Here is an 18,846-nt window from a genome sequence, read left to right as displayed (position 1 = left end):
GTCACCGCAGCTCCGCCGTATAGTCCTCAACCGGCGGCACGCTGGTGATCAGCTTGTTTTCATGCAGGAACTCAGCGAAGCGCTGATAGCGGCCAGCATCCAGAGCTGCCGGGCGCTTGGCAAAACGCGGCAGCGTGTCACCCCAGGCGCGGCGGTTCAGCTCGTCATCAAGGTTTGGATAGGCCGCAATGAAAGCCTTCCACGAGTCCTCTGGGTGATTGGTGAGGTAGACTGTCGCCTTTTCCACGGCTGCCAGGAAGCGGAGATAGCGCGGGTCGCCGGTCTTGTCTTTTGCTGCCACGTAGATCAGCTCGTCAAAGACCGGCACGCCATTCTCTTCCGGATAGAAGGCCTTGCCCTTCTTGCCCTCCAGCTCGATCTGAGTGAGCTCGAAATTGCGGTAACCGCCGATCACCGCATCCACCTGCCCCGCCATCAGGGACGGCGACAGGGCAAAGTTGACGTTGATGAGCTCCACGTCCTCGATCGAAAGCCCCTGCGAGCGCAGCATCTGGCCGAGCATGGCATCCTCGAAGCCCGAGACAGAGAAGCCGATCTTCTTGCCCTTGAGGTCCGCCAGCGTTTTGATGGGGCCATCCTCCAGCACGATCAGGCTGTTTAAAGGCGTTTCCACAAGCGTGCCGATCCACTTCAGCGGCAGGCCTTCACTGATCTGCGCATGGAGCGTTGGCTGGTAGGACACCGCAATATCCCCTGCCCGGCGGCCACCAGCTTCGGCGGCATGGCCGGATCGGCGGGCTCGATCAGCTCCACATCCAGCCCCTCGGCTTCAAAGAACCCCTTCTGTTTCGCCACCACCAGCGGCGCATGGTCGGGATTAACGAACCAGTCGAGCAGAACGGTCAACTTGTCAGCCGCCGAAGCGGGGGCAGCGGCAGCCAGAACAGCGGCCAGCGACAGCGCGAGAATGCGTTTCATGCGGATCTCCCAATAGACTGTGTTGGATGAAGTTTGAGCCGGCCCCGCCTCTGCTGGACCGGTAGATGCGAGCGCGGATCAGTCTTCGCGCTGCCAGGGCACCATGCGGCGGGTCAGGCGCTCGACAACGAAGCGCAGGGCCAGAACCATGGCTGCGAGCAAGGCAAGAGCAGCAAACATGGTGTCCGTCTGCATCCGGGCATTGCTCTGCAGCATGATGAAGGCGAGCCCGCCCTTGGCCCCGACCCACTCTCCAACGATGGCACCGATGGGAGCGAAGACGGCAGCAATCCGCACACCGGAGGCCAGAGCAGGCATGGCAGATGGCAGACGGAAGTAACGCAGTTCCTGCCAGCGGCTGACACGGTAAAGCTGCGCCAGATCCACCAGGCCCTGATCCATCCGTCTGAGGCCATCAAAGAAAGTGGAGGTAACGGCAAAGAAGATAACCAGCACCGCCATCACGATCTTGGAGGCAAGGCCGAAACCAAGCCACAACACCAGAATGGGGGCAATGGCAAAGACCGGGAGCGCCTGCGTCACCAGAATGACAGGCAAAAGCCCGCGCCGCGCCAGCGGCGACAGCCACATGACGAAGGCAAGCATGACACCGGCCGCAATGCCGAAGACAAAACCCAGCAGGGTTTCGCTCAAGGTGATGCTGGCGTGATAAAGCAGAAAGCCGCTCTGCCGCTGGAAAGCCTCCACCACTTTCAGGGGGCCGGGCAGCATGTAGGGCGGAATCTCCAGGAACCGCACCGCCAGATCCCAGATCAGCAGCAGCGACAGACTGACCGCAACGCCTGGTACGATGCCGCGCAGGAGAGAAGCAGCACGGGCCGGAAACCCATTCCGGTCAGGGGGCTGGATGGAAGGGCTTGCCTTCCTGAAAGAAGTTCTATCGACACAAAAGGATCTCCCGTCACCGGCGAGCCGGTCAAGACATTGGAGATCCGGGATATGGCTAAAGGTTTCCGTCCCTTCGCCGGCATGACCCGGATCAGGTTCTAAGGGTTCGGCTTTGCGCCATCTCAGCTCACGTCGGAGCACCCCTCGGACCAGCCCAAAACATGCCGCCAGAATACCGGCTTGGCAAGCAAAACTTGCCAGCACGCCATGAAAAGCGGAAGGCCCCGCGCATCTGGATCAGATGCCGGGGCCTTGCCGATTGCATTTCCGGTTCGCGTTATGCGCCGCTTCAGCCCTTCTGCCAGGCGGCAATCGCCTGTTCCAGAGCGCGGGCGCCAGGTGTGCCCTTCTCGATGGTGAAGATGGCACGCTTGCCGTTTTCATAGAGCATCGGAATATCGATCCAGCCACGCTCACGCAACAGGGCAAGGTTACGGTCCCGCTCGCTGTCAACGCTCGACAGCGCAATCCAGAAATACCCCGGAGAGACCTTCACCGAGGCGCCCAGAAGGGCATCTCCGCGCGCTTCCTCAGTCGGCTTCATCACGAGGCCCGGCACGTTGGAAACATCCCCTCCGGTGAAACCTTCAGGAAGCTGGAACTGGATCTCGACCAGGTGGCTGGCAGGCAGCGAAGAATCCGTGTTTGGCTTGATTCGGAGCGTCACATTGATGTTCCGGTCCGGAATCTGGGCCTGGGCCACAAGCACCGTTTCAGTCTTTCCGCCGGAGCCGCTTTCCTCCGACACCGACCAGGCCACATTGCCCGCAGATGCGGTGCCAGAGCCGCTGGCATCTTCACCCTCCTCATAGAGGAAGGCCTTTTGCGCAACAATGGCGCCGGGCGTCTCTGCGGTCTGGGCCGGAGCCGTGCTTGCAGGCGGGACCGCGGTCTCGGGCACGGCAGGCGCTTCCTGCGGCGGCGCAGAAGGTGTGATGAGCGTCGTCGTCACAGTTCTGGCATCAGGGGCAACCGCAGGCTCGCCCGTATCGGTCAGCAGGCGGTCGGTGTTCTTGCCGCCACTCTCTCCATTTGCAGCAGCCTCACCAGCAGGCGCACCCGCCTCGGGAGCCGGGGAGCTCGTTTCTGCCGTCTCTTCGCGGGAGGAAAAGATCCCCGCAATCAGCGAACGCTGGGAGTAGATGAATGCGCCAATGCCAATCAGAACCAGCACAAACCCGCCCAGGAACACGTAGGACATGAAGGGCGAGTTGCTGCCAGACGTGCGGGCACGGCGTGGTGCACGTGTCCGGACCTTGCGCGGCTCATCTGCCCCAGCGCCCTTGCCTCCTGCACTGGCAGCCGCAGGTGCGGATGGGTCCGGGCGCAGGCTCTCAGCAGCAGACGCCGGGCGCGGGCTCGGCGTGGGGATGGCGTAGGAAGATGGCGCAGGAGCGGCCGGTTCAACGGACGGCTTTGCAGGCGCCGCATCGAAGGCGGGCTCCATGCGTGGCTGGCTGCGCTCAACGGCCGGCTCTGCCGGAGTGCTCTCGTTGCGGAAGGCATCGCGGGCGGTCTGCACAGCGCTTGAGGACGCATCCCCCAGCCTTTCGGCTTCCTGCACGGCAGAGCCCAGCGGCCCGCGCGGCGCGGGCGAAGACGGCGGATAGGGTTCGGCGCGGGGTGCGGCCGGAGCGCTGTTGCCCGCCGGAGGGGCCATCGGCGCAGGCGCTGCGGGCGCCGGGCGCGTCGCCATCAGCGTTTCACGCGCAGCCTCGGCTTCAACCTTGCGGATTGCCTCCTCAAGGCGCAATTGCTCGGCCGTGATCTCGGACGGGGAAAGTGGCGGCTCATAGGCCTTGAGCTGACTGACAATCGCGTTTCGGGCGCGGCTGTAGACGTTGCGCCGCGCAGAACCATTGTTCTCCGGCAGTGACGCAATCGTTTTCTTCAAAATCGAATAGTAATCAGCCATTGGCTCGCTCGTGAGGGGTGCCAGCCTGAACCCGGCGCACCGGAAGCTCCGTATTCATGCCATCCCATTTGTAGGCGCAACACCGGCGGGCGCAAGAGGTGTTCGGCAAAGATAGGATGTGCAATCAGGTTTTTACATGACTTTCGGGCGGAATGGGCTGCATTCCGCCCGATAAATTTCACGTCAGTCCTGGAAGGGATTCTGCACCAGGATGGTGTCGTCACGCTCCGGGCTGGTGGAAAGCAGCGCAACCGGTGCGCCGATCAGCTCTTCCACATGGCGGACATATTTCACGGCCTGCGCCGGAAGATCAGCCCAGCTGCGGGCGCCTTTGGTGGATTCCTGCCAGCCTGGCAGGGTCTCATAAATCGGGACCACACGTGCCTGCGCACCCTGGGATGCCGGCAGATAGTCGATCCGCTTGCCGTCCAGCTCATAGCCGACGCAGATCTTCAGTTCCTCAAGACCATCCAGAACGTCCAGCTTGGTGAGCGCGATGCCGGTGATGCCGGAGGTGCAGACCGTCTGGCGCACCAAGACCGCATCGAACCAGCCGCAGCGGCGCTTGCGGCCCGTCACGGTGCCGAACTCATGGCCACGGGTGCCAAGAAATTCGCCGACTTCGTTCTGCTGCTCGGTCGGGAACGGGCCTTCGCCCACGCGGGTGGTGTAGGCCTTGGTGATGCCCAGCACATAGCCCACGGCATTGGGGCCAAGACCCGAGCCGGTGGCAGCCTGACCGGCGACCGTGTTGGACGAGGTCACAAACGGATAGGTGCCGTGGTCGATGTCGAGCAGCGCGCCCTGTGCGCCTTCAAACAGCAGGCGCTTGCCTTCGCGGCGCTGGCCGTCGAGCAGCTTCCACACCGAATCCATGTAGGGCAGCACGGTTCCTGCCACAGAGGACAGTTCCTCGAAGATCGCCTGCGCAGAAATTTCGCTCTCACCAAGGCCCCGGCGCAGCGGATTGTGGTGCGCCAGCAGCCGGTCGATCTTGGCCGGCAGCGTCTCCAGATTGGCGAGATCCATCAGGCGGATGGACCGGCGGCCCACCTTGTCCTCATAGGCCGGGCCAATGCCGCGGCCCGTGGTGCCGATGCGCGTGCCGGTGCTGGAGTTCTCGCGCAGCGCATCCAGCTCGCGGTGCAGCGACAGGATCAGCGTCGCGTTCTCGGCGATGCGCAGGGTTTCCGGGTTCACGGTCACGCCCTGATCACGCAAACGGCCGATTTCCGAAACCAGCGCATGCGGATCTAGCACCACGCCGTTGCCGATCACCGACAGCTTGCCCGGGCGCACAACGCCGGAGGGCAGCAGGGACAGCTTGTAGCTGACGCCGTCGATCACGAGCGTATGGCCGGCATTATGCCCGCCCTGGAAACGGACAATCACATCGGCCTGCTCCGAGAGCCAGTCGACGATCTTGCCCTTGCCTTCATCGCCCCATTGCGAACCGACGACAACAACATTGGCCATGGGTGTCATACCCTCCTGAAAAGGAACCACCTGCCGGTGCCGCATTTTCCGGGCACCAACACACAAAACCCCGGTACATGGCCGGGGCAAACGCGCGGACTATAGCCACTTCCGCCAAGAGTTGCGAGCCCGAAACAGAAGAAATCGACGGAAGCTCCCCCTCGCATTACGGGTGGCGCAGCAATCCCGTCAGATGATACAGCTCACGCTCTCCTGAAGGCGCTGGTCTGCCTCAAACATCCGGACACACTCATGTCATTCGCCGCCTGGCTGTTGCTGTTTTTCCTCAGTGCCCTGTGGGGTGGCTCCTTCCTTTTTGCCAAGGTGGCGGTCGCCGAAATCCCGCCCCTGGTGCTGGTATTTCTCAGGGTGTTGATTGCTGCCAGCGTCCTGCATGTGGTGCTGCGCTTCAGCCCCCACCGCTTTCCCCGTGACCCCAAGGTGCTGGCAAGCTTCCTCGTCATGGGGCTGCTCAACAATGCGATTCCCTTCTCCCTGATCTTCTGGGGCCAGACAGGCATCGCGGCGGGCCTTGCCTCGATTCTCAATGCCACGACGCCGATTTTCACCTTCCTGATCGCTGCCGTGGTGCTGCATCAGGAGCCGGTGACAGCCAACCGGATAGCTGGCGTTCTTCTGGGATTGTCAGGCGTGGTGCTGATGCTGTCCTCCAGCCTTGCCGGGCTCAGCTCGGATCCACTGTGGGCTCAGGCCGCCTGCCTGGGTGCCGCCCTCTCCTACGGCTGTGCCGGAGCCTTCGGGCGCCGCTTCAAGGGCACGCCGCCGCTGGTGACAGCAACGGGCCAGATTACTGGCTCCACCTTGCTGATGCTGCCGCTTGCGCTGTTCTCGGCAGGAAGCTGGTCACCGGCGGATGTCAGTATGCTCGTCTGGGGCAATGTGCTGGCGCTGGCCGTGCTTGCCACAGCGCTCGGCTACATGATCTTCTTCCGGCTACTGGGTGAGGCAGGAGCAACAAACACCTCGACGGTGACCCTGCTGGTGCCCGTCTGCGCCCTTGGTTTCGGATATCTGCTGCTGGGCGAAAGGCTTTATCCGGTGCAGTTTGCCGGGCTCGGCATTCTGCTCTGCGGCCTTGTGCTGCTCGACGGGCGCGTACTGAAACTGCTGCGCCGGTAAGGTAAAGAGCGGCACCCTGGGATGCCGCTCTTCTTCTCATCAGAACTTCAGCGCTTTTGCCTGTTTCACCAGCGGCAGCGATCTCGATGGCTGTCAGCGTGGCGGAGGGCACTTCGCCATCCACCTCGAGCAGCGCGATGGCGTCTCCGCCCGGCTCAGTGCGGCCGAGGTTGAAGGTCGCGATGTTGATGCCGGCTTCACCCAGAAGGCTGCCGAACTTGCCGATGAAGCCCGGCTTGTCCTCGTTGGTGATGTAGAGCATGTAGGGGCCGAAACCGGCTTCCATGTTGATGCCCTTCACCTGGATGATGCGCGGCTTGCCATCGGCAAACACCGTGCCAGCGACGGAGCGTTCCTGCCGGTCGGTGACGATGGTCAGGCGCATGTAGGTCTCGTAGGCGCCCATCTGGCCGCGCCGCACCTCCTCCACCTGAATGTCCCGCTCCCGGGCGATGGCCGGGGCCGACACCATGTTGACAGTCTGCAGCACTGGCGTCAGCACGCCGGTCAAAGCCGCCGCCGTCAGGGCGCGGGTGTTCATCTCCGCAATCGTGCCTTCGTATTCGATCCGGATCTTGCGGATGCCGGTTTCGGTCAGCTGGCCCGCAAAGGAACCCAGCTGCTCCGCCAGCCGCACGAAAGGCGTCAGGCGCGGGGCTTCTTCCGCCGAGATCGACGGCATGTTGAGCGCGTTGGTGACGGCACCGCTCGTCAGATAGTCCGAGATCTGCTCGGCCACCTGCAGGGCAACATTCTCCTGCGCCTCTTCGGTCGAAGCGCCCAAATGCGGGGTGCAGACCATGTTCGGTGCTCCGAACAGCACGTTTTCCTTCGCAGGTTCCTCGACGAACACGTCAAACCCGGCACCGGCCACATGTCCGGTATCGAGTGCCGCCCGCAGCGCCACCTCATCGACCAGCCCGCCACGAGCGCAGTTGATGATATAGACGCCGCGCTTCGTCTTCATCAGCGCATCGGCGGAGATGATGTTGCGGGTCTTGTCGGTGAGTGGCGTATGCAGCGTGATGAAATCGGCCCGCGCCAGCAGTGTGTCCAGCTCGACCTTCTCGACACCCAAATCCCTTGCCCGCTCTGCGGAGAGGAACGGATCGAATGCGAGCACCTTCATCTTCAGGCCGATGGCCCGGTCCGCGACGATCGAGCCAATGTTGCCGCAGCCGATGAGACCCAGCGTCTTGCCGGTGATCTCCACACCCATGAAGCGGGACTTCTCCCACTTACCGGCCTGCGTCGAGGCATCAGCCGCCGGGATCTGACGGGCCAGGGAGAACATCATCGCAATGGCATGTTCCGCCGTGGTGATGGCATTGCCGAAAGGCGTGTTCATCACGATGATGCCCTTGGCGGTGGCGGCCGGGATATCGACGTTATCGACGCCGATGCCCGCACGTCCAATCACCTTCAGCCGCGAGGCGGCGGCGATGACCTTCTCGGTGACCTTCGTGGCCGAGCGGATGGCAAGGCCGTCATACTCGCCGATGACGGCAAGCAGCGCGTCCTTGTCCTTGCCCAGGTCCGGGCGGAAATCCACGTCAATGCCGCGATTCTTGAAAATCTGGATGGCTGCTTCCGACAGTTGATCCGAAATAAGCACTCTGGGAGCCATGAAACTCTCCTGTCTTCAGAGCGCCTCAGGCAAGGCAGCACCGTCTGCGGTTCAGCCGGTGAACCGCAGCAGGCGCCTCACACGGGCGCAGAAATTGGGTGAAGTGCAAGGCCCGGAGACTTGGGATCACCGGGCCGCTGCATCAGGCAGCTGCCTGCAAGCGGGCCTTCTGGGCCGCGAAAGCCCAGTCGAGCCAGGGCAAAAGCGCCGCAACGCTGTCCGGGTCCACCGTCGCGCCGCACCAGATACGGAAGCCCGTCGGAGCATCACGGTAGGAGCCGATGTCGTAAGCGACACCTTCAGCTTCCAGCGCTGAAGCCATGGCCTTGGCAAAGGCAGCCTGTCCCGCATCATCCAGCGCCGCCACGTCCGGATCAACGATCTTCAGGCAGACGGAGGTGTTGGACCGGGTTGCCGGATCAACGGCAAGGAAGTCCACCCACGGCGTTTCCTCCACCCAGCGGGCAATGTGCCCGGCGCTGGTGTCGGCGCGGCCGATCAGGGCCTTGAGGCCGCCGATGGACGATGCCCATTCCAGCGCGTCGATATAGTCCTCGACGCAGAGCATGGACGGGGTGTTGATCGTCTCGCCCTTGAAGATGCCTTCGATCAGCTTGCCCTTGGAGGTCAGGCGGAAAATCTTCGGCAGCGGCCAGGCAGGGGTGTAGCTCTCCAGCCGGGCAACGGCGCGCGGGCTGAGGATCAGCATGCCATGGGCACCTTCACCACCGAGCGCCTTCTGCCAGGAGAAGGTGACGACGTCGAGCTTGGCGAAATCCAGATCCTGCGCGAAAGCGGCGGAAGTGGCGTCACAGATGACGAGGCCTTCCCGGTCTGCCGGGATCCAGCTCGCATCCGGCACGCGCACGCCAGAGGTGGTGCCGTTCCAGGTGAAGACCACGTCGCGGCTGAAATCGACGCTGCCAAGATCCGGCAACGCGCCATACGGCGCTTCGATGGTGCGCGCATCCAGCTTCAGCTGCTTGACCACATCGGTCACCCAGGTGGAGCCGAAGCTTTCCCAGGCGAGCATGTCGACGCCGCGTTCGCCGAGCAGCGACCACAGGGCCATCTCGACAGCACCGGTGTCCGAGGCCGGGACGATACCGATGCGGTAGTCTGCCGGAACCTCAAGAACCTCACGGGTCTTGTCGATGGCGAGTTCAAGACGGGTCTTGCCGATCTTGGCGCGGTGGGAGCGGCCAAGGGACGTTACATCCAGCGCGGCGGCAGACCAGCCGGGGCGCTTGGCGCAAGGACCAGACGAAAAATGGGGATTGGCCGGGCGCTGTGCCGGCTTTGCAGTCGCTGTCATATGCTATCCTCTCAGATAGGCGCTCCTCGTTGGGGAGGAGTGTCCCACTGATCTGGATATGCCCTTCCTGCGAAGTGGTCAAGCCGGATGAAGCTTTGCTGCCACGCAAAGCAAAAGGCCGGTGCTTGTGGCACCGGCCCCAGAACTGATCCGCGGGGAAGAGGATCAATAGCGGGCAGAGATCGCGTCGCCCGAATAGAGCACCGGACGGCTGACCGGGCCAGCTGTGTTGAAGTTGTAGCGTACGCCGAGCCGGACTTCGTGGGCAGCCAGATCCTTGTACTTGATCCGGCTCTGACCGGTGCCGACATTGTTCAGGCGAACGGAACGGGCTTCACCCAGGTTCTTGTAGCGGTAGCCAAGATCGATGTCCCAGTTCGGAGACACCGCATAGGAGGTACCGGCCATCAGGGCCCAGGCGAAGTTCCACTTGCCGCTCGACCCGTCATAGGACGTGTTCACGCCATTCGGATTGAAGGACTTGGTGTCGTTCACGTTGACATATGCCGCACCAACGCCCGCACCCACATAAGGTGTGAAGCCATTCCAGGTGCCAACATCCAGATAACCGTTCAGCATCAGCGTCCAGACATCAATATTAGATGTCTCACGCGAGGAATTCGAGCCCGTGCAGAGATTGCAGGGAGCGTAACCGGTGTATTTCGCCGAGGGCTCGTAGTCCAGCGTCAGATCAGAACGCAGATAGTCGTTGAACTTGTAGCCAACGCCCGCACCAATGACCACCGTATCGTTCATGCCATTACGGTTGAACCGCAGGTCCCCAATCACGGGATCACTGAAGCTGCCCTTCGGTGCCTGATAGATCTTGTAGCCGATATCGCCGCGCAGGTACCAGCCGCCAGTGGCCGGAACTTCGGGGATGTGCTCAATCACAGGGGGCGGCAGATCCATTGCAAGATCTGCGGCCAGTGCTGCCTGCGAGATGAAGATCACACAGCTTGCCAAAGATAACTGCTTGAAAACGCTGCCCATGTCCTCGTCCTTCGAAACAAGCGTCCGCACCAGCCATGCTGCGGGGCGCACTTTGGAACATGTCTTAGATCTAGGGCAAAAGATTTAAGGGGTACTTAACCGTATTTTTTTACCAGGATTTTTTACCTTAACCTAAGGTAAACAAGAGAAATGACATTAAGATTCCATTAACAAAAAAGGCATCCACCTTTGACGGCAGACGCCTTGTTCTTTTACTTGCGCTTGCTGAGCTCCCACCTTCACCGGCAGGTCAGCTCATGGCGATGTTTGTGCCTGACGAGGCGCTGGCGAAGTCAGGCTGCCGAGCGTGCGACAACTCCGGCGATCTCATCCACCACGTCATTAACGAGAGAAGCGTCGTCTCCTTCGGCCATGACACGGATCAGCGGCTCAGTCCCGGACGGACGGATGACCAGACGGCCGCTCGTGCCAAGACGCTCGCGCCCCGCATCGATGGCTGACTTGACCACGTCACTCTCCAGCGGCTTCCCGCTCTTGTAACGCACGTTCTTGAGCACCTGCGGAACCGGCACGAACTTGGAACAGACTTCAGAGACCGGGCGGTCCTGCTCGCGGACGCAGGCCAGAATCTGCAAGGCTGCAATCAGGCCATCACCCGTCGTGGCAAAATCGGACAGCACCAGATGACCGGACTGCTCGCCGCCCACATTGAACCCATGAGCGCGCATGTGTTCAACAACATAGCGGTCGCCCACTTTGGTGCGGGCAAGCTCCAGCCCCCGCGCGCCCAGGAAACGCTCAAGCCCGAGGTTGGACATGACCGTCGCCACAATGCCGGGGCCCGAAAGCTTGCCGGCCGCATGCCAGCTTTCGGCAACGGTTGCCATCAGCTGGTCGCCATCGACCACCTGGCCGCGTTCATCAACGATGATCACCCGGTCCGCGTCGCCGTCCAGCGCAATGCCGATATCGGCCCGCACTTCGTGCACCTTGCGCGCCAGCGCATCGGTGGCGGTGGAACCGCAATCCTGGTTGATGTTGTAGCCGTCCGGATTGACGCCGATGGAGATGACTTCGGCGCCCAGTTCCCACAGAACGGCAGGCGCAACCCTGTAGGCAGCGCCGTTGGCACAGTCGACAACAATGCGCAGACCTTCCAGGCTCATGTCGCGCGGCAGGGTGCGCTTGGCAAATTCGATGTAGCGGTCGTGCACGCCGTCAATGCGCTTGGCCCGGCCCAGCTGATCGGCACTGGCCAGACGCGGCGTCAGATCACTGTCCACGAGGCGCTCGATTTCGAGTTCGATTTCATCACTGAGCTTGAACCCGTCCGGACCGAAGAACTTGATGCCATTGTCGGCAAACGGATTGTGCGACGCAGAGATCATGACGCCGAGATCGGCGCGCAGCGAACGCGTCAGCATGGCAACAGCCGGTGTGGGCATCGGCCCGAGCAGGAACACGTCAAGGCCCACGGACGTGAAGCCCGCAACCATGGCGTTCTCCAGCATGTAGCCGGACAGGCGCGTGTCCTTGCCGATTGCCACGCGGCTGCGGTGATGGCCATTGCGGAACATGAGGCCTGCCGCCATGGCGACCTTGAGTGCCACTTCCGCTGTCATCGGATGGGTGTTCGCCTTGCCGCGAATGCCGTCGGTTCCGAAATACTTGCGCATGGGTGAATCACTGCCTTTGCGATTGGTCTTGTGCGTCCCTCATACAGCGTTCTGCCGTAGAAGGCCGGTCAAAATTTGTGATCGACTGTTACGATGAAAAACGCCCGGCCTGTAAAGACCGGGCGTCAGGTTATCAAGAAGGAATTACAGCTCAGGCGAGTGGCTGCGGCTCCATGCCTGACGGAGCCCCACCCTCCCCGCCGCGCTTGGCGCCGGCGGAGGGAACGGCAGAGCTGCGGCCCACGGGCTGGTCATCATCCTCATCACGGACGGGCGGCTTGCCTGCGAGCAGGTTCTTGATCTCTTCGCCGGACAAGGTTTCGTACTCGATGAGGCCCTTGGCAAGCGCTTCAAGATCATCCGCACGTTCGGTCAGGATACGGCGGGCTTCGTTGAACCCATCCTCAACGAAACGGCGCACTTCGGCATCAATGATGCGGGCGGTTTCTTCCGACACGTTCTGCTGGCGCGCAACAGAGTGGCCGAGGAACACCTCTTCCTGATTGTCGCCATAGGCCACCTTGCCGAGCTTGTCGGAGTAACCCCACTGGGTGACCATGGCGCGGGCCAGACGTGTCGCCTGCTGAATGTCCGAGGACGCACCGGAAGTGACGTTCTCGAGGCCGAAGATCAGCTCTTCCGCCACGCGCCCGCCCATGATGATCGCGAGGCGCGAGGTCATCTGGGTGTAGCTCATGGAGATTTCGTCACGCTCGGGCAGCTGCATCACCATGCCAAGCGCACGGCCGCGCGGGATGATGGTTGCCTTGTGGACCGGATGCGCCTTGGGCACGCTGAGCGCAACAAGGGCATGGCCAGCCTCATGATAGGCAGTGCAGCGCTTTTCCTCTTCGGTCATCACAAGCGTGCGGCGCTCGGCGCCCATCATCACCTTGTCCTTGGCGTCTTCGAACTCTGCCATGGTCACGAGGCGCTTGGAGCGGCGTGCCGCCAGAAGCGCAGCTTCGTTGACGAGGTTCATCAGATCCGCACCGGAGAAGCCGGGCGTACCGCGTGCCAGAACCTTCACATCCACATCCGGAGCCAGCGGCACCTTGCGCATGTGCACCTTGAGGATCTTTTCGCGGCCAGTCACATCCGGGTTCGGCACGACGATCTGGCGGTCGAAACGGCCCGGACGCAGCAGCGCCGGATCAAGCACGTCCGGGCGGTTGGTCGCGGCGATGATGATGATGCCTTCGTTCGGCTCGAAACCGTCCATCTCCACGAGGAGCTGGTTCAGCGTCTGCTCGCGCTCATCATTGCCGCCGCCGAGTCCGGCGCCGCGATGACGGCCGACCGCATCGATTTCGTCGATGAAGATGATGCAGGGCGCATTCTTCTTCGCCTGCTCGAACATGTCGCGCACGCGGGACGCACCCACACCGACGAACATTTCCACGAAGTCCGAACCGGAGATGGTGAAGAACGGCACATTCGCCTCACCTGCCACCGCACGGGCGGTCAGGGTCTTACCGGTGCCCGGAGGGCCAACAAGCAGCACACCGCGCGGAATGCGGCCGCCGAGGCGCTGGAACTTCTGCGGATCACGCAGGAATTCCACGATTTCCTGCAGGTCTTCCTTGGCTTCATCAATACCGGCAACGTCATCAAAGGTAACGCGTCCGTGGGCTTCGGTCAGCAGCTTGGCCTTGGACTTGCCAAAGCCCATCGCCTTGCCGCCGGCACCGCCCTGCATCTGGCGCATGAGGAAGATCCAGACGCCGAGAATGATGATCATCGGCAGCCAGGAAATCAGCGCACCGGCGAGCGAGAAATTCTCTGAAGGCGGACGGGCCTTGATCAGCACGCCCTTGTTGCGCAGCTCATCCACATACTGGGTGCCATTGGGCGCATAGGTCTGGAACTGGCCGCCATTGGTGAAGTTGCCGGTGATCAGCTGATCCTGGATCGTAACATCACGAATCTCACCCTGATCCGCCTGGTTCAGGAACTGCGAGAACGGAATGTCATTGGACGATGTTCTCTGGGAAGAGCCTTGGAACAGCTGGAACAACGCGATCAACAGGAGCGCGATGATCACCCAGAGGGCAAGATTGCGGAAATTTGCGTTCATTTCGATCCCTTGTCCGCCATCAGGCGTCCATAAACGTCGAGCGGTTGCCGGCTACTGTCCCTCAAGATAGGTCGGCATAGTGCCCCTGCCAAGGAGTAGCCGCAGTGTTGCGCGGATCAGCTCACTTTTTTATTAAGCCCGCGCCGGTTTTCAGCAACATCAGCCTCCCTTAGGGCATGTTGCCTTAAGGTGCAATGACGCACCGCCCACCACTCTTTGCACAGCGCGTCAATTATCTGCGATTGCTGCAGACAGGGCCAGATCCCCGGAGCGCCGCAGGACCAGCCCCGGCTCCCGTGGCAAGGTCCATGCAAGACAGACAGGGCCGCCTGTGCCGCCATCCTGAAGGCGCATGACGGCGGGAAGACGAGCAAAAGCGGCGGTGGGGAACCCACTGGCCCTGGCAAGGGCGCGGACATCTTCCCGCAGCGCTTCATCTTGCCGCAGCCGCGCCACCGGCACGATCCTGAGGCTCCCCCAATATCCGGCTTGAGGCAGATCCGGTAACGCCCATCCCAATGGATACACTGACCCGGCAGAAGCTCCACAGTGTCCGGCAACGCGCGGCCTGGTTCCGGCCAGAGCCGCAGGCGCCCGCCCGCCGAAAGGTCAAAAACCGTCCCAGCCAGTGTTACGCGCAAGGCACCGCCTGCAAGAAGGCGGGCATCCAGCGCCTCCAGACGGTCGAGCCGGGGCGGATGAAGGCTGCCGCTGACATGCTGCGCCAGCCGGGCCAGAAGCCGCAGGCGCACCTCTTCAGGAAGCAATGCCAGGCGCGCAAGGTCTAGACGGGCAAAATCCGGCACATCACCGACGCTGGCATCCTTCAGCAGCACATCTGCCGCCGCATCAATCGCCTGCGCCGCCCGGGCCATCCTGTTGATCGTGGAATTGATGCGGGCAGGGTCAAGCCCCTCGATGAGAAGACCCGCCTGAAGCTGACGCAGCCGCACCCGCTTGTAGGCCGGATTGCTGTTGGAAGGATCATCCACCCAGGCAAGACCGCGGGCGGCAAGGGATGCCTTGAGGCGGGCACCGGGAACCGTCAGGAAAGGCCGCAGAAGACGCAGACCGAAGGGGCCACCGGGCTGATCCGCCGCCATCGCCGCCAAGCCATAAACTCCGCTGCCGCGGGTCAGCCGGTCAAAGAATGTTTCGATCTGGTCATCGAGATGATGGGCCAGCACCAGCGCCTCCACGCCGGAGAGATCCATGGCATCTGCCAGCAGACTGTAGCGGGCCATACGGGCTTCCGCCTGCAGATTTGCGAGCCCCTCCGGCGCCTGCCAGGTGAGGATTCTCGCAGGCAGCTGCAGGGCTTCAGCCTGCTGCAAGACAAAGCGGGCCTCAGAGGCAGCCTCAGGCCGCAGCCCATGATCAACGGTCAAGACCAGAAGGCTTGGCGCTGCAAGTCCGGCAGAACGCCTTGCACGGGCCCACCCTGCGGTGAGGTGCAGAAGGGCAAGCGAGTCGCCGCCTCCCGAGACGGCCAGCGCAAGCGAAGAGAACTGTTCCAGCGGCGCGAGAAGCCGCGCGGCTTCGTCATCTGAAACCGGCAATGCGCTGGAAAAATCAGGAGCAGCTGGCACGCTGCTGTTCGGCGCGGGCCTGATCACGCACCGCCTTTGCCGCATTGGGATATTTCGTCAGAAGTTCGGCATAGGTCGCGCAAGCTGCGCTTGTCTCGCCGAGGCCCTTGAGGGAAAGGCCGAGTTTCAGAAGGCTGTCCGGCGCCTTCGTGTTCTTCGGGTGCTCGGTATAGGTCTTCAGGAATGCGTCTGCCGCGCCGCGAAAGTCGCCCTGTCCATAAAGGCTCTCTCCCAGCCAATACTGGGCATTGGGCACCTGATCGCTCTTCGGGTAGGCTTCGAGGAAGGAACGAAAGCCCTGTTCGGCAGAGACGTAATCACCCTGAAGCGCAAAATTGTAGGCGTTGTCGTAGTCGGTTCTGGGATCACCGGTCATGCCAAGACTGGCGATCTGCCCCGAAGGCTGTCCGGGAAGCTGGTTTCCGCCACTGTTGACACCCGGAGGCGTACCACCCGGAGAAGCTGGCTGCTGGGGCTGGCCAAACTGGCCACGCGCCAGCGCAGAAAGATCCAGCGGCCCGCTGCCGGACGCAGCTCCATCCTGATAGTTTCCGTCCTGATAGCCGCCGCCAGTTGCAAACTCGGCATCACCTGAGCCACCTGCTGCATTGCTGCCTGCTGCCATCTGCCCGAGCGTGCCCTCTGCGGGTGCCAGACCGGCACCCGCAGTTGCTGCATTGTTGGTCGCGTGCTGCGGCTCCTGCACAGGCGCGGCAGGCCCCGCATCAGAACGCTTGCCCGGCTGCTTCTTCGCGCCTTCCAGCTGCTGGAAACGGTATTCGTTGTCTTCCTGCATCCGGCGCAGCTGATCCTGCAACTCACGCAGCTGATAGCTCAGTTGCTCCACCTGACCGTTCAGGCGGCGCATCTGGTCTTCCACCTCGTTGAGACGCACCTGCGCGTCGTTACCGCCACCGCCGCCGAAAAGCTGCGCATTTGCGGACGGCACGGCTGATGCCATCATGCAAATGGCGGCCAAGGCCGCGAAAAGCGTCTTCCATTTTACCATGCTTTACCTCCGGTCTGCCTTCATGGCATCCGATGGATAGCACAGGGCGCGCTGACTTCGGCCAAAATTTGACAGAGAGACTGCTCAACCACCAGTTCATACAAAAACAGGCGCGAAGGAAGCCTTCGCGCCTGTCAAAACTCTAATGGCAGACCAGGATCAGCTGCCGGCGCTGTTCAGAACAGTCACAGCGCGGCGGTTCTGGGACCAGCAGCTCTCGTCGTCACACACAGCAACCGGGCGCTCCTTGCCGTAGGAGATGGTGCGGATACGCGAGGCCGAAACGCCGCGCGAGACGAGGTAGTCACGAGCCGCGTTTGCACGGCGGGCGCCAAGTGCAATATTGTACTGACGGGTGCCGCGCTCATCCGCATGGCCTTCCATCGTGATGCTGTAGCGGCTGTAGCTGTTCAGCCACTGAGCCTGCTTGTCGAGGGTCGCCTGCGCCTGACCGCTCAGGGTCGACTGATCGTTCAAGAAGAACACGCGATCGCCGACATTCACCACAAAGTCCTGGCTCGAGCCCGGGGTGGCGTTGGCGCTGCCGTCAAGCCCGTCGGTATTGGTGTTGGAGCAGGCAGCCAAGGTCAACGCAAAACCAATGACAGCCGCCATGCGCGCACCGCGCGCCATCATAGCCGTATTCAACATTCGATAACTCCTCGTCCCGCCGGTTCCGGCAAGGTGAACGCATTCTATACAACAGTGGTTAACAACCGGTTGGCGGCCAGCCCTAGCACATAAAAAGAGCAGGACACCTCACGTTTTTCTACGATACCGGATCATCCACACAGCCATACTGCCGCCAATGGCGGCAGCAGCTGCAATTCATCAGTCCAGCGTGGGCGACCAGGCCGGGTCCGAGCCGAAGGCCGGCGTCGTGATCCGCTGCTCGTTGTAGCCGGTCAGATCCACGGTCCAGACCTGCGGACCGCCATTGGGGCCCGGCGTATCGCGGAAGAACGTCAACACCCGGCCATTCGGCGCCCAGGCCGGACCTTCGTTATGGTAACCTTCCGTGAGGATGCGCTCACCGCTGCCATCCGGCTTCATCACACCAATCATGAACCGTCCCTGGTTCTGCTTGGTGAAGGCGATCAGATCCCCGCGCGGTGACCAGACCGGCGTCGAGTAGCGGCCCGGACCAAAGCTGATGCGCTGCGGATTGGAGCCGTCTGCGCCCATCACGTAAAGCTGCTGGGTGCCGCCACGGTCGGATTCAAACACCACCTGACTGCCATCCGGGGAGAAGGACGGGCTCGTGTCAATCGCAGGCGTGTTGGTCAGCCGGGTCGTGGCACGCGAGCGCAGATCCATGACGAAGATGTTCGCGTTACCGCCCTGCTGCAGGCTCATGATGACCCGCTGCCCATCCGGCGAGAAACGCGGCGCAAAGGTCATGCCGGGGAAATTGCCAACGATCTCGCGCTGGCCAGTCTCGATGTTGAGCAGGAAAACGCTCGGATCGGTCCCGGTGTAGGACATGTAGGTGATTTCTTGCGTCGTCGGCGAGAAGCGCGGCGTCAGCACCAGTTCATCACCGCGGGTCAGATACCGCAGGTTGGCGCCATCCTGATCCATGATGGCCAGACGCTTGACGCGCTTCTGCTTCGGACCGCTTTCATCGACGAAAACGATACGGGTATCGAAATACCCCTTCTCACCGGTCAGCCGCTCATAGATGGCATCGGAAATGATATGGCCAAGGCGGCGCCAGTTTTCCGGCGTGGTGAAGAACTGCTGTCCGAGCATCTGCTCACCGGCAAACACGTCCCACAGGCGGAACTCGGCGCGCAAGCGGCCATCCGGCTGGCGGGTGACAGAACCGGAGACAAGCGCCTGCGCCCCGATGGTGCGCCAGTCACCAAAACGCGGGGTCGTCTGAGCGCTTACGTTCTTCTCAATGAAGCTTGCAGGATCCAGAGGACGGAACAGGCCGGAGCGGCGCAGATTGTTGGAGATCACCTCCGTCAGCTGACGCGCAAGCTGGGCGTCACCGCCTTCCGGTGAGAAATCCGGCAGGGCGATCGGCATCGGCTCAATCGTGCCCTGCGTAATATCGATTTCGATCAAGGCATTGGCCGGCGCAATCATTGCCGCGCCAGATACCGAGATGGCGCAGACTGCAAGGGCCGCACGCAGGGCCGAGGCAAGGCGCCGTTTAATCTGGAAGGCTCTCATCTTCATCGAGGCTCCGGTTTTCCTGAAGTCCATCTGTCC

General features: G+C 62.1%; 12 protein-coding genes, 2 pseudogenes and 1 riboswitch. Of the genes and pseudogenes, 1 reads left to right on the top strand and 13 read right to left on the bottom strand.

Features of this window, described 5'->3' with window-relative positions:
• Position 1 precedes the first annotated feature (1 nt).
• The 4 genes and pseudogenes from ACQB61_RS01260 to ACQB61_RS01245 form a co-directional block, all read right to left on the bottom strand.
• Positions 2 to 939, bottom strand: a pseudogene (locus tag ACQB61_RS01260) (ABC transporter substrate-binding protein).
• Positions 940 to 1,017: 78 nt separating this feature from the next.
• The gene (locus ACQB61_RS01255; RefSeq protein ID WP_430511158.1) at positions 1,018 to 1,698 is read right to left on the bottom strand and encodes an ABC transporter permease; all 681 of its coding nucleotides are present in this window, start codon (positions 1,696 to 1,698) and stop codon (positions 1,018 to 1,020) included.
• A gap of 201 nt (positions 1,699 to 1,899) precedes the next feature.
• A riboswitch (TPP riboswitch) is annotated at positions 1,900 to 2,003 on the bottom strand.
• Positions 2,004 to 2,137: 134 nt separating this feature from the next.
• Entirely contained in the window at positions 2,138 to 3,763 is a 1,626-nt protein-coding gene (locus ACQB61_RS01250; RefSeq protein WP_430511157.1) for a hypothetical protein, read from the bottom strand.
• A gap of 183 nt (positions 3,764 to 3,946) precedes the next feature.
• Positions 3,947 to 5,239 carry an adenylosuccinate synthase gene (locus ACQB61_RS01245; RefSeq protein WP_058898796.1) on the bottom strand — a complete coding sequence of 431 codons (1,293 nt, stop codon included), beginning with the start codon at positions 5,237 to 5,239 and terminating at the stop codon, positions 3,947 to 3,949.
• 252 nt (positions 5,240 to 5,491) lie between these two features.
• On the opposite strand from ACQB61_RS01245, the gene ACQB61_RS01240 reads away from it, so the two are divergent.
• Complete coding sequence (locus ACQB61_RS01240) at positions 5,492 to 6,379, top strand: DMT family transporter (RefSeq protein WP_430511156.1); 888 nt, start codon at positions 5,492 to 5,494, stop codon at positions 6,377 to 6,379.
• 39 nt (positions 6,380 to 6,418) lie between these two features.
• Here the strand turns inward: ACQB61_RS01240 and serA are convergent.
• From serA to tolB, 9 genes and pseudogenes are all read right to left on the bottom strand, one after another.
• A pseudogene (gene serA, locus ACQB61_RS01235) lies at positions 6,419 to 8,006 on the bottom strand (phosphoglycerate dehydrogenase).
• A 142-nt stretch (positions 8,007 to 8,148) separates the two neighbouring features.
• The gene (locus ACQB61_RS01230; protein ID WP_430511155.1) at positions 8,149 to 9,321 is read right to left on the bottom strand and encodes a phosphoserine transaminase; all 1,173 of its coding nucleotides are present in this window, start codon (positions 9,319 to 9,321) and stop codon (positions 8,149 to 8,151) included.
• Positions 9,322 to 9,486: 165 nt separating this feature from the next.
• Complete coding sequence (locus ACQB61_RS01225; RefSeq protein WP_430511154.1) at positions 9,487 to 10,314, bottom strand: outer membrane protein; 828 nt, start codon at positions 10,312 to 10,314, stop codon at positions 9,487 to 9,489.
• A gap of 293 nt (positions 10,315 to 10,607) precedes the next feature.
• The gene (gene glmM, locus ACQB61_RS01220; protein WP_430511153.1) at positions 10,608 to 11,951 is read right to left on the bottom strand and encodes a phosphoglucosamine mutase; all 1,344 of its coding nucleotides are present in this window, start codon (positions 11,949 to 11,951) and stop codon (positions 10,608 to 10,610) included.
• Between the two features lie 151 nt (positions 11,952 to 12,102).
• On the bottom strand, positions 12,103 to 14,028 hold the full coding sequence (gene ftsH / locus ACQB61_RS01215) for an ATP-dependent zinc metalloprotease FtsH (protein ID WP_430511152.1): 1,926 nt from the start codon (positions 14,026 to 14,028) through the stop codon (positions 12,103 to 12,105).
• 116 nt (positions 14,029 to 14,144) lie between these two features.
• Positions 14,145 to 15,617: a tRNA lysidine(34) synthetase TilS gene (gene tilS / locus ACQB61_RS01210; RefSeq protein WP_430511151.1), complete on the bottom strand. Its 1,473-nt coding sequence runs from the start codon at positions 15,615 to 15,617 to the stop codon at positions 14,145 to 14,147.
• Positions 15,601 to 16,626 (bottom strand): tol-pal system protein YbgF, encoded by a 1,026-nt coding sequence (ybgF, locus tag ACQB61_RS01205; protein WP_430511150.1) that lies wholly within the window; start codon positions 16,624 to 16,626, stop codon positions 15,601 to 15,603. Before ybgF ends, tilS begins: the two co-directional genes overlap by 17 nt.
• A 159-nt stretch (positions 16,627 to 16,785) precedes the next feature.
• Positions 16,786 to 17,277: a peptidoglycan-associated lipoprotein Pal gene (pal, locus tag ACQB61_RS01200; RefSeq protein WP_334251922.1), complete on the bottom strand. Its 492-nt coding sequence runs from the start codon at positions 17,275 to 17,277 to the stop codon at positions 16,786 to 16,788.
• 180 nt (positions 17,278 to 17,457) lie between these two features.
• The gene (gene tolB / locus ACQB61_RS01195) at positions 17,458 to 18,813 is read right to left on the bottom strand and encodes a Tol-Pal system beta propeller repeat protein TolB (RefSeq protein ID WP_430511149.1); all 1,356 of its coding nucleotides are present in this window, start codon (positions 18,811 to 18,813) and stop codon (positions 17,458 to 17,460) included.
• Positions 18,814 to 18,846: the final 33 nt, after the last annotated feature.

It is taken from the genome of Pannonibacter phragmitetus (assembly GCF_050510895.1).
Taxonomy (GTDB): Bacteria; Pseudomonadota; Alphaproteobacteria; order Rhizobiales; family Stappiaceae; genus Pannonibacter; species Pannonibacter phragmitetus_B.
This window is presented reverse-complemented; position numbering and strand designations above follow the sequence as displayed.

Coding starts and splice junctions, on each gene's coding strand:
- ACQB61_RS01250 (WP_430511157.1), bottom strand. CDS start 3,763: ATGGCTGATTACTATTCGATTTTGAAGAAAACGATTGCGTCACTGCCG.
- ACQB61_RS01245 (WP_058898796.1), bottom strand. CDS start 5,239: ATGGCCAATGTTGTTGTCGTCGGTTCGCAATGGGGCGATGAAGGCAAG.
- ACQB61_RS01240 (WP_430511156.1), top strand. CDS start 5,492: ATGTCATTCGCCGCCTGGCTGTTGCTGTTTTTCCTCAGTGCCCTGTGG.
- ACQB61_RS01230 (WP_430511155.1), bottom strand. CDS start 9,321: ATGACAGCGACTGCAAAGCCGGCACAGCGCCCGGCCAATCCCCATTTT.
- ACQB61_RS01225 (WP_430511154.1), bottom strand. CDS start 10,314: ATGGGCAGCGTTTTCAAGCAGTTATCTTTGGCAAGCTGTGTGATCTTC.
- glmM (WP_430511153.1), bottom strand. CDS start 11,951: ATGCGCAAGTATTTCGGAACCGACGGCATTCGCGGCAAGGCGAACACC.
- ftsH (WP_430511152.1), bottom strand. CDS start 14,028: ATGAACGCAAATTTCCGCAATCTTGCCCTCTGGGTGATCATCGCGCTC.
- ybgF (WP_430511150.1), bottom strand. CDS start 16,626: ATGGTAAAATGGAAGACGCTTTTCGCGGCCTTGGCCGCCATTTGCATG.
- pal (WP_334251922.1), bottom strand. CDS start 17,277: ATGTTGAATACGGCTATGATGGCGCGCGGTGCGCGCATGGCGGCTGTC.
- tolB (WP_430511149.1), bottom strand. CDS start 18,813: ATGAAGATGAGAGCCTTCCAGATTAAACGGCGCCTTGCCTCGGCCCTG.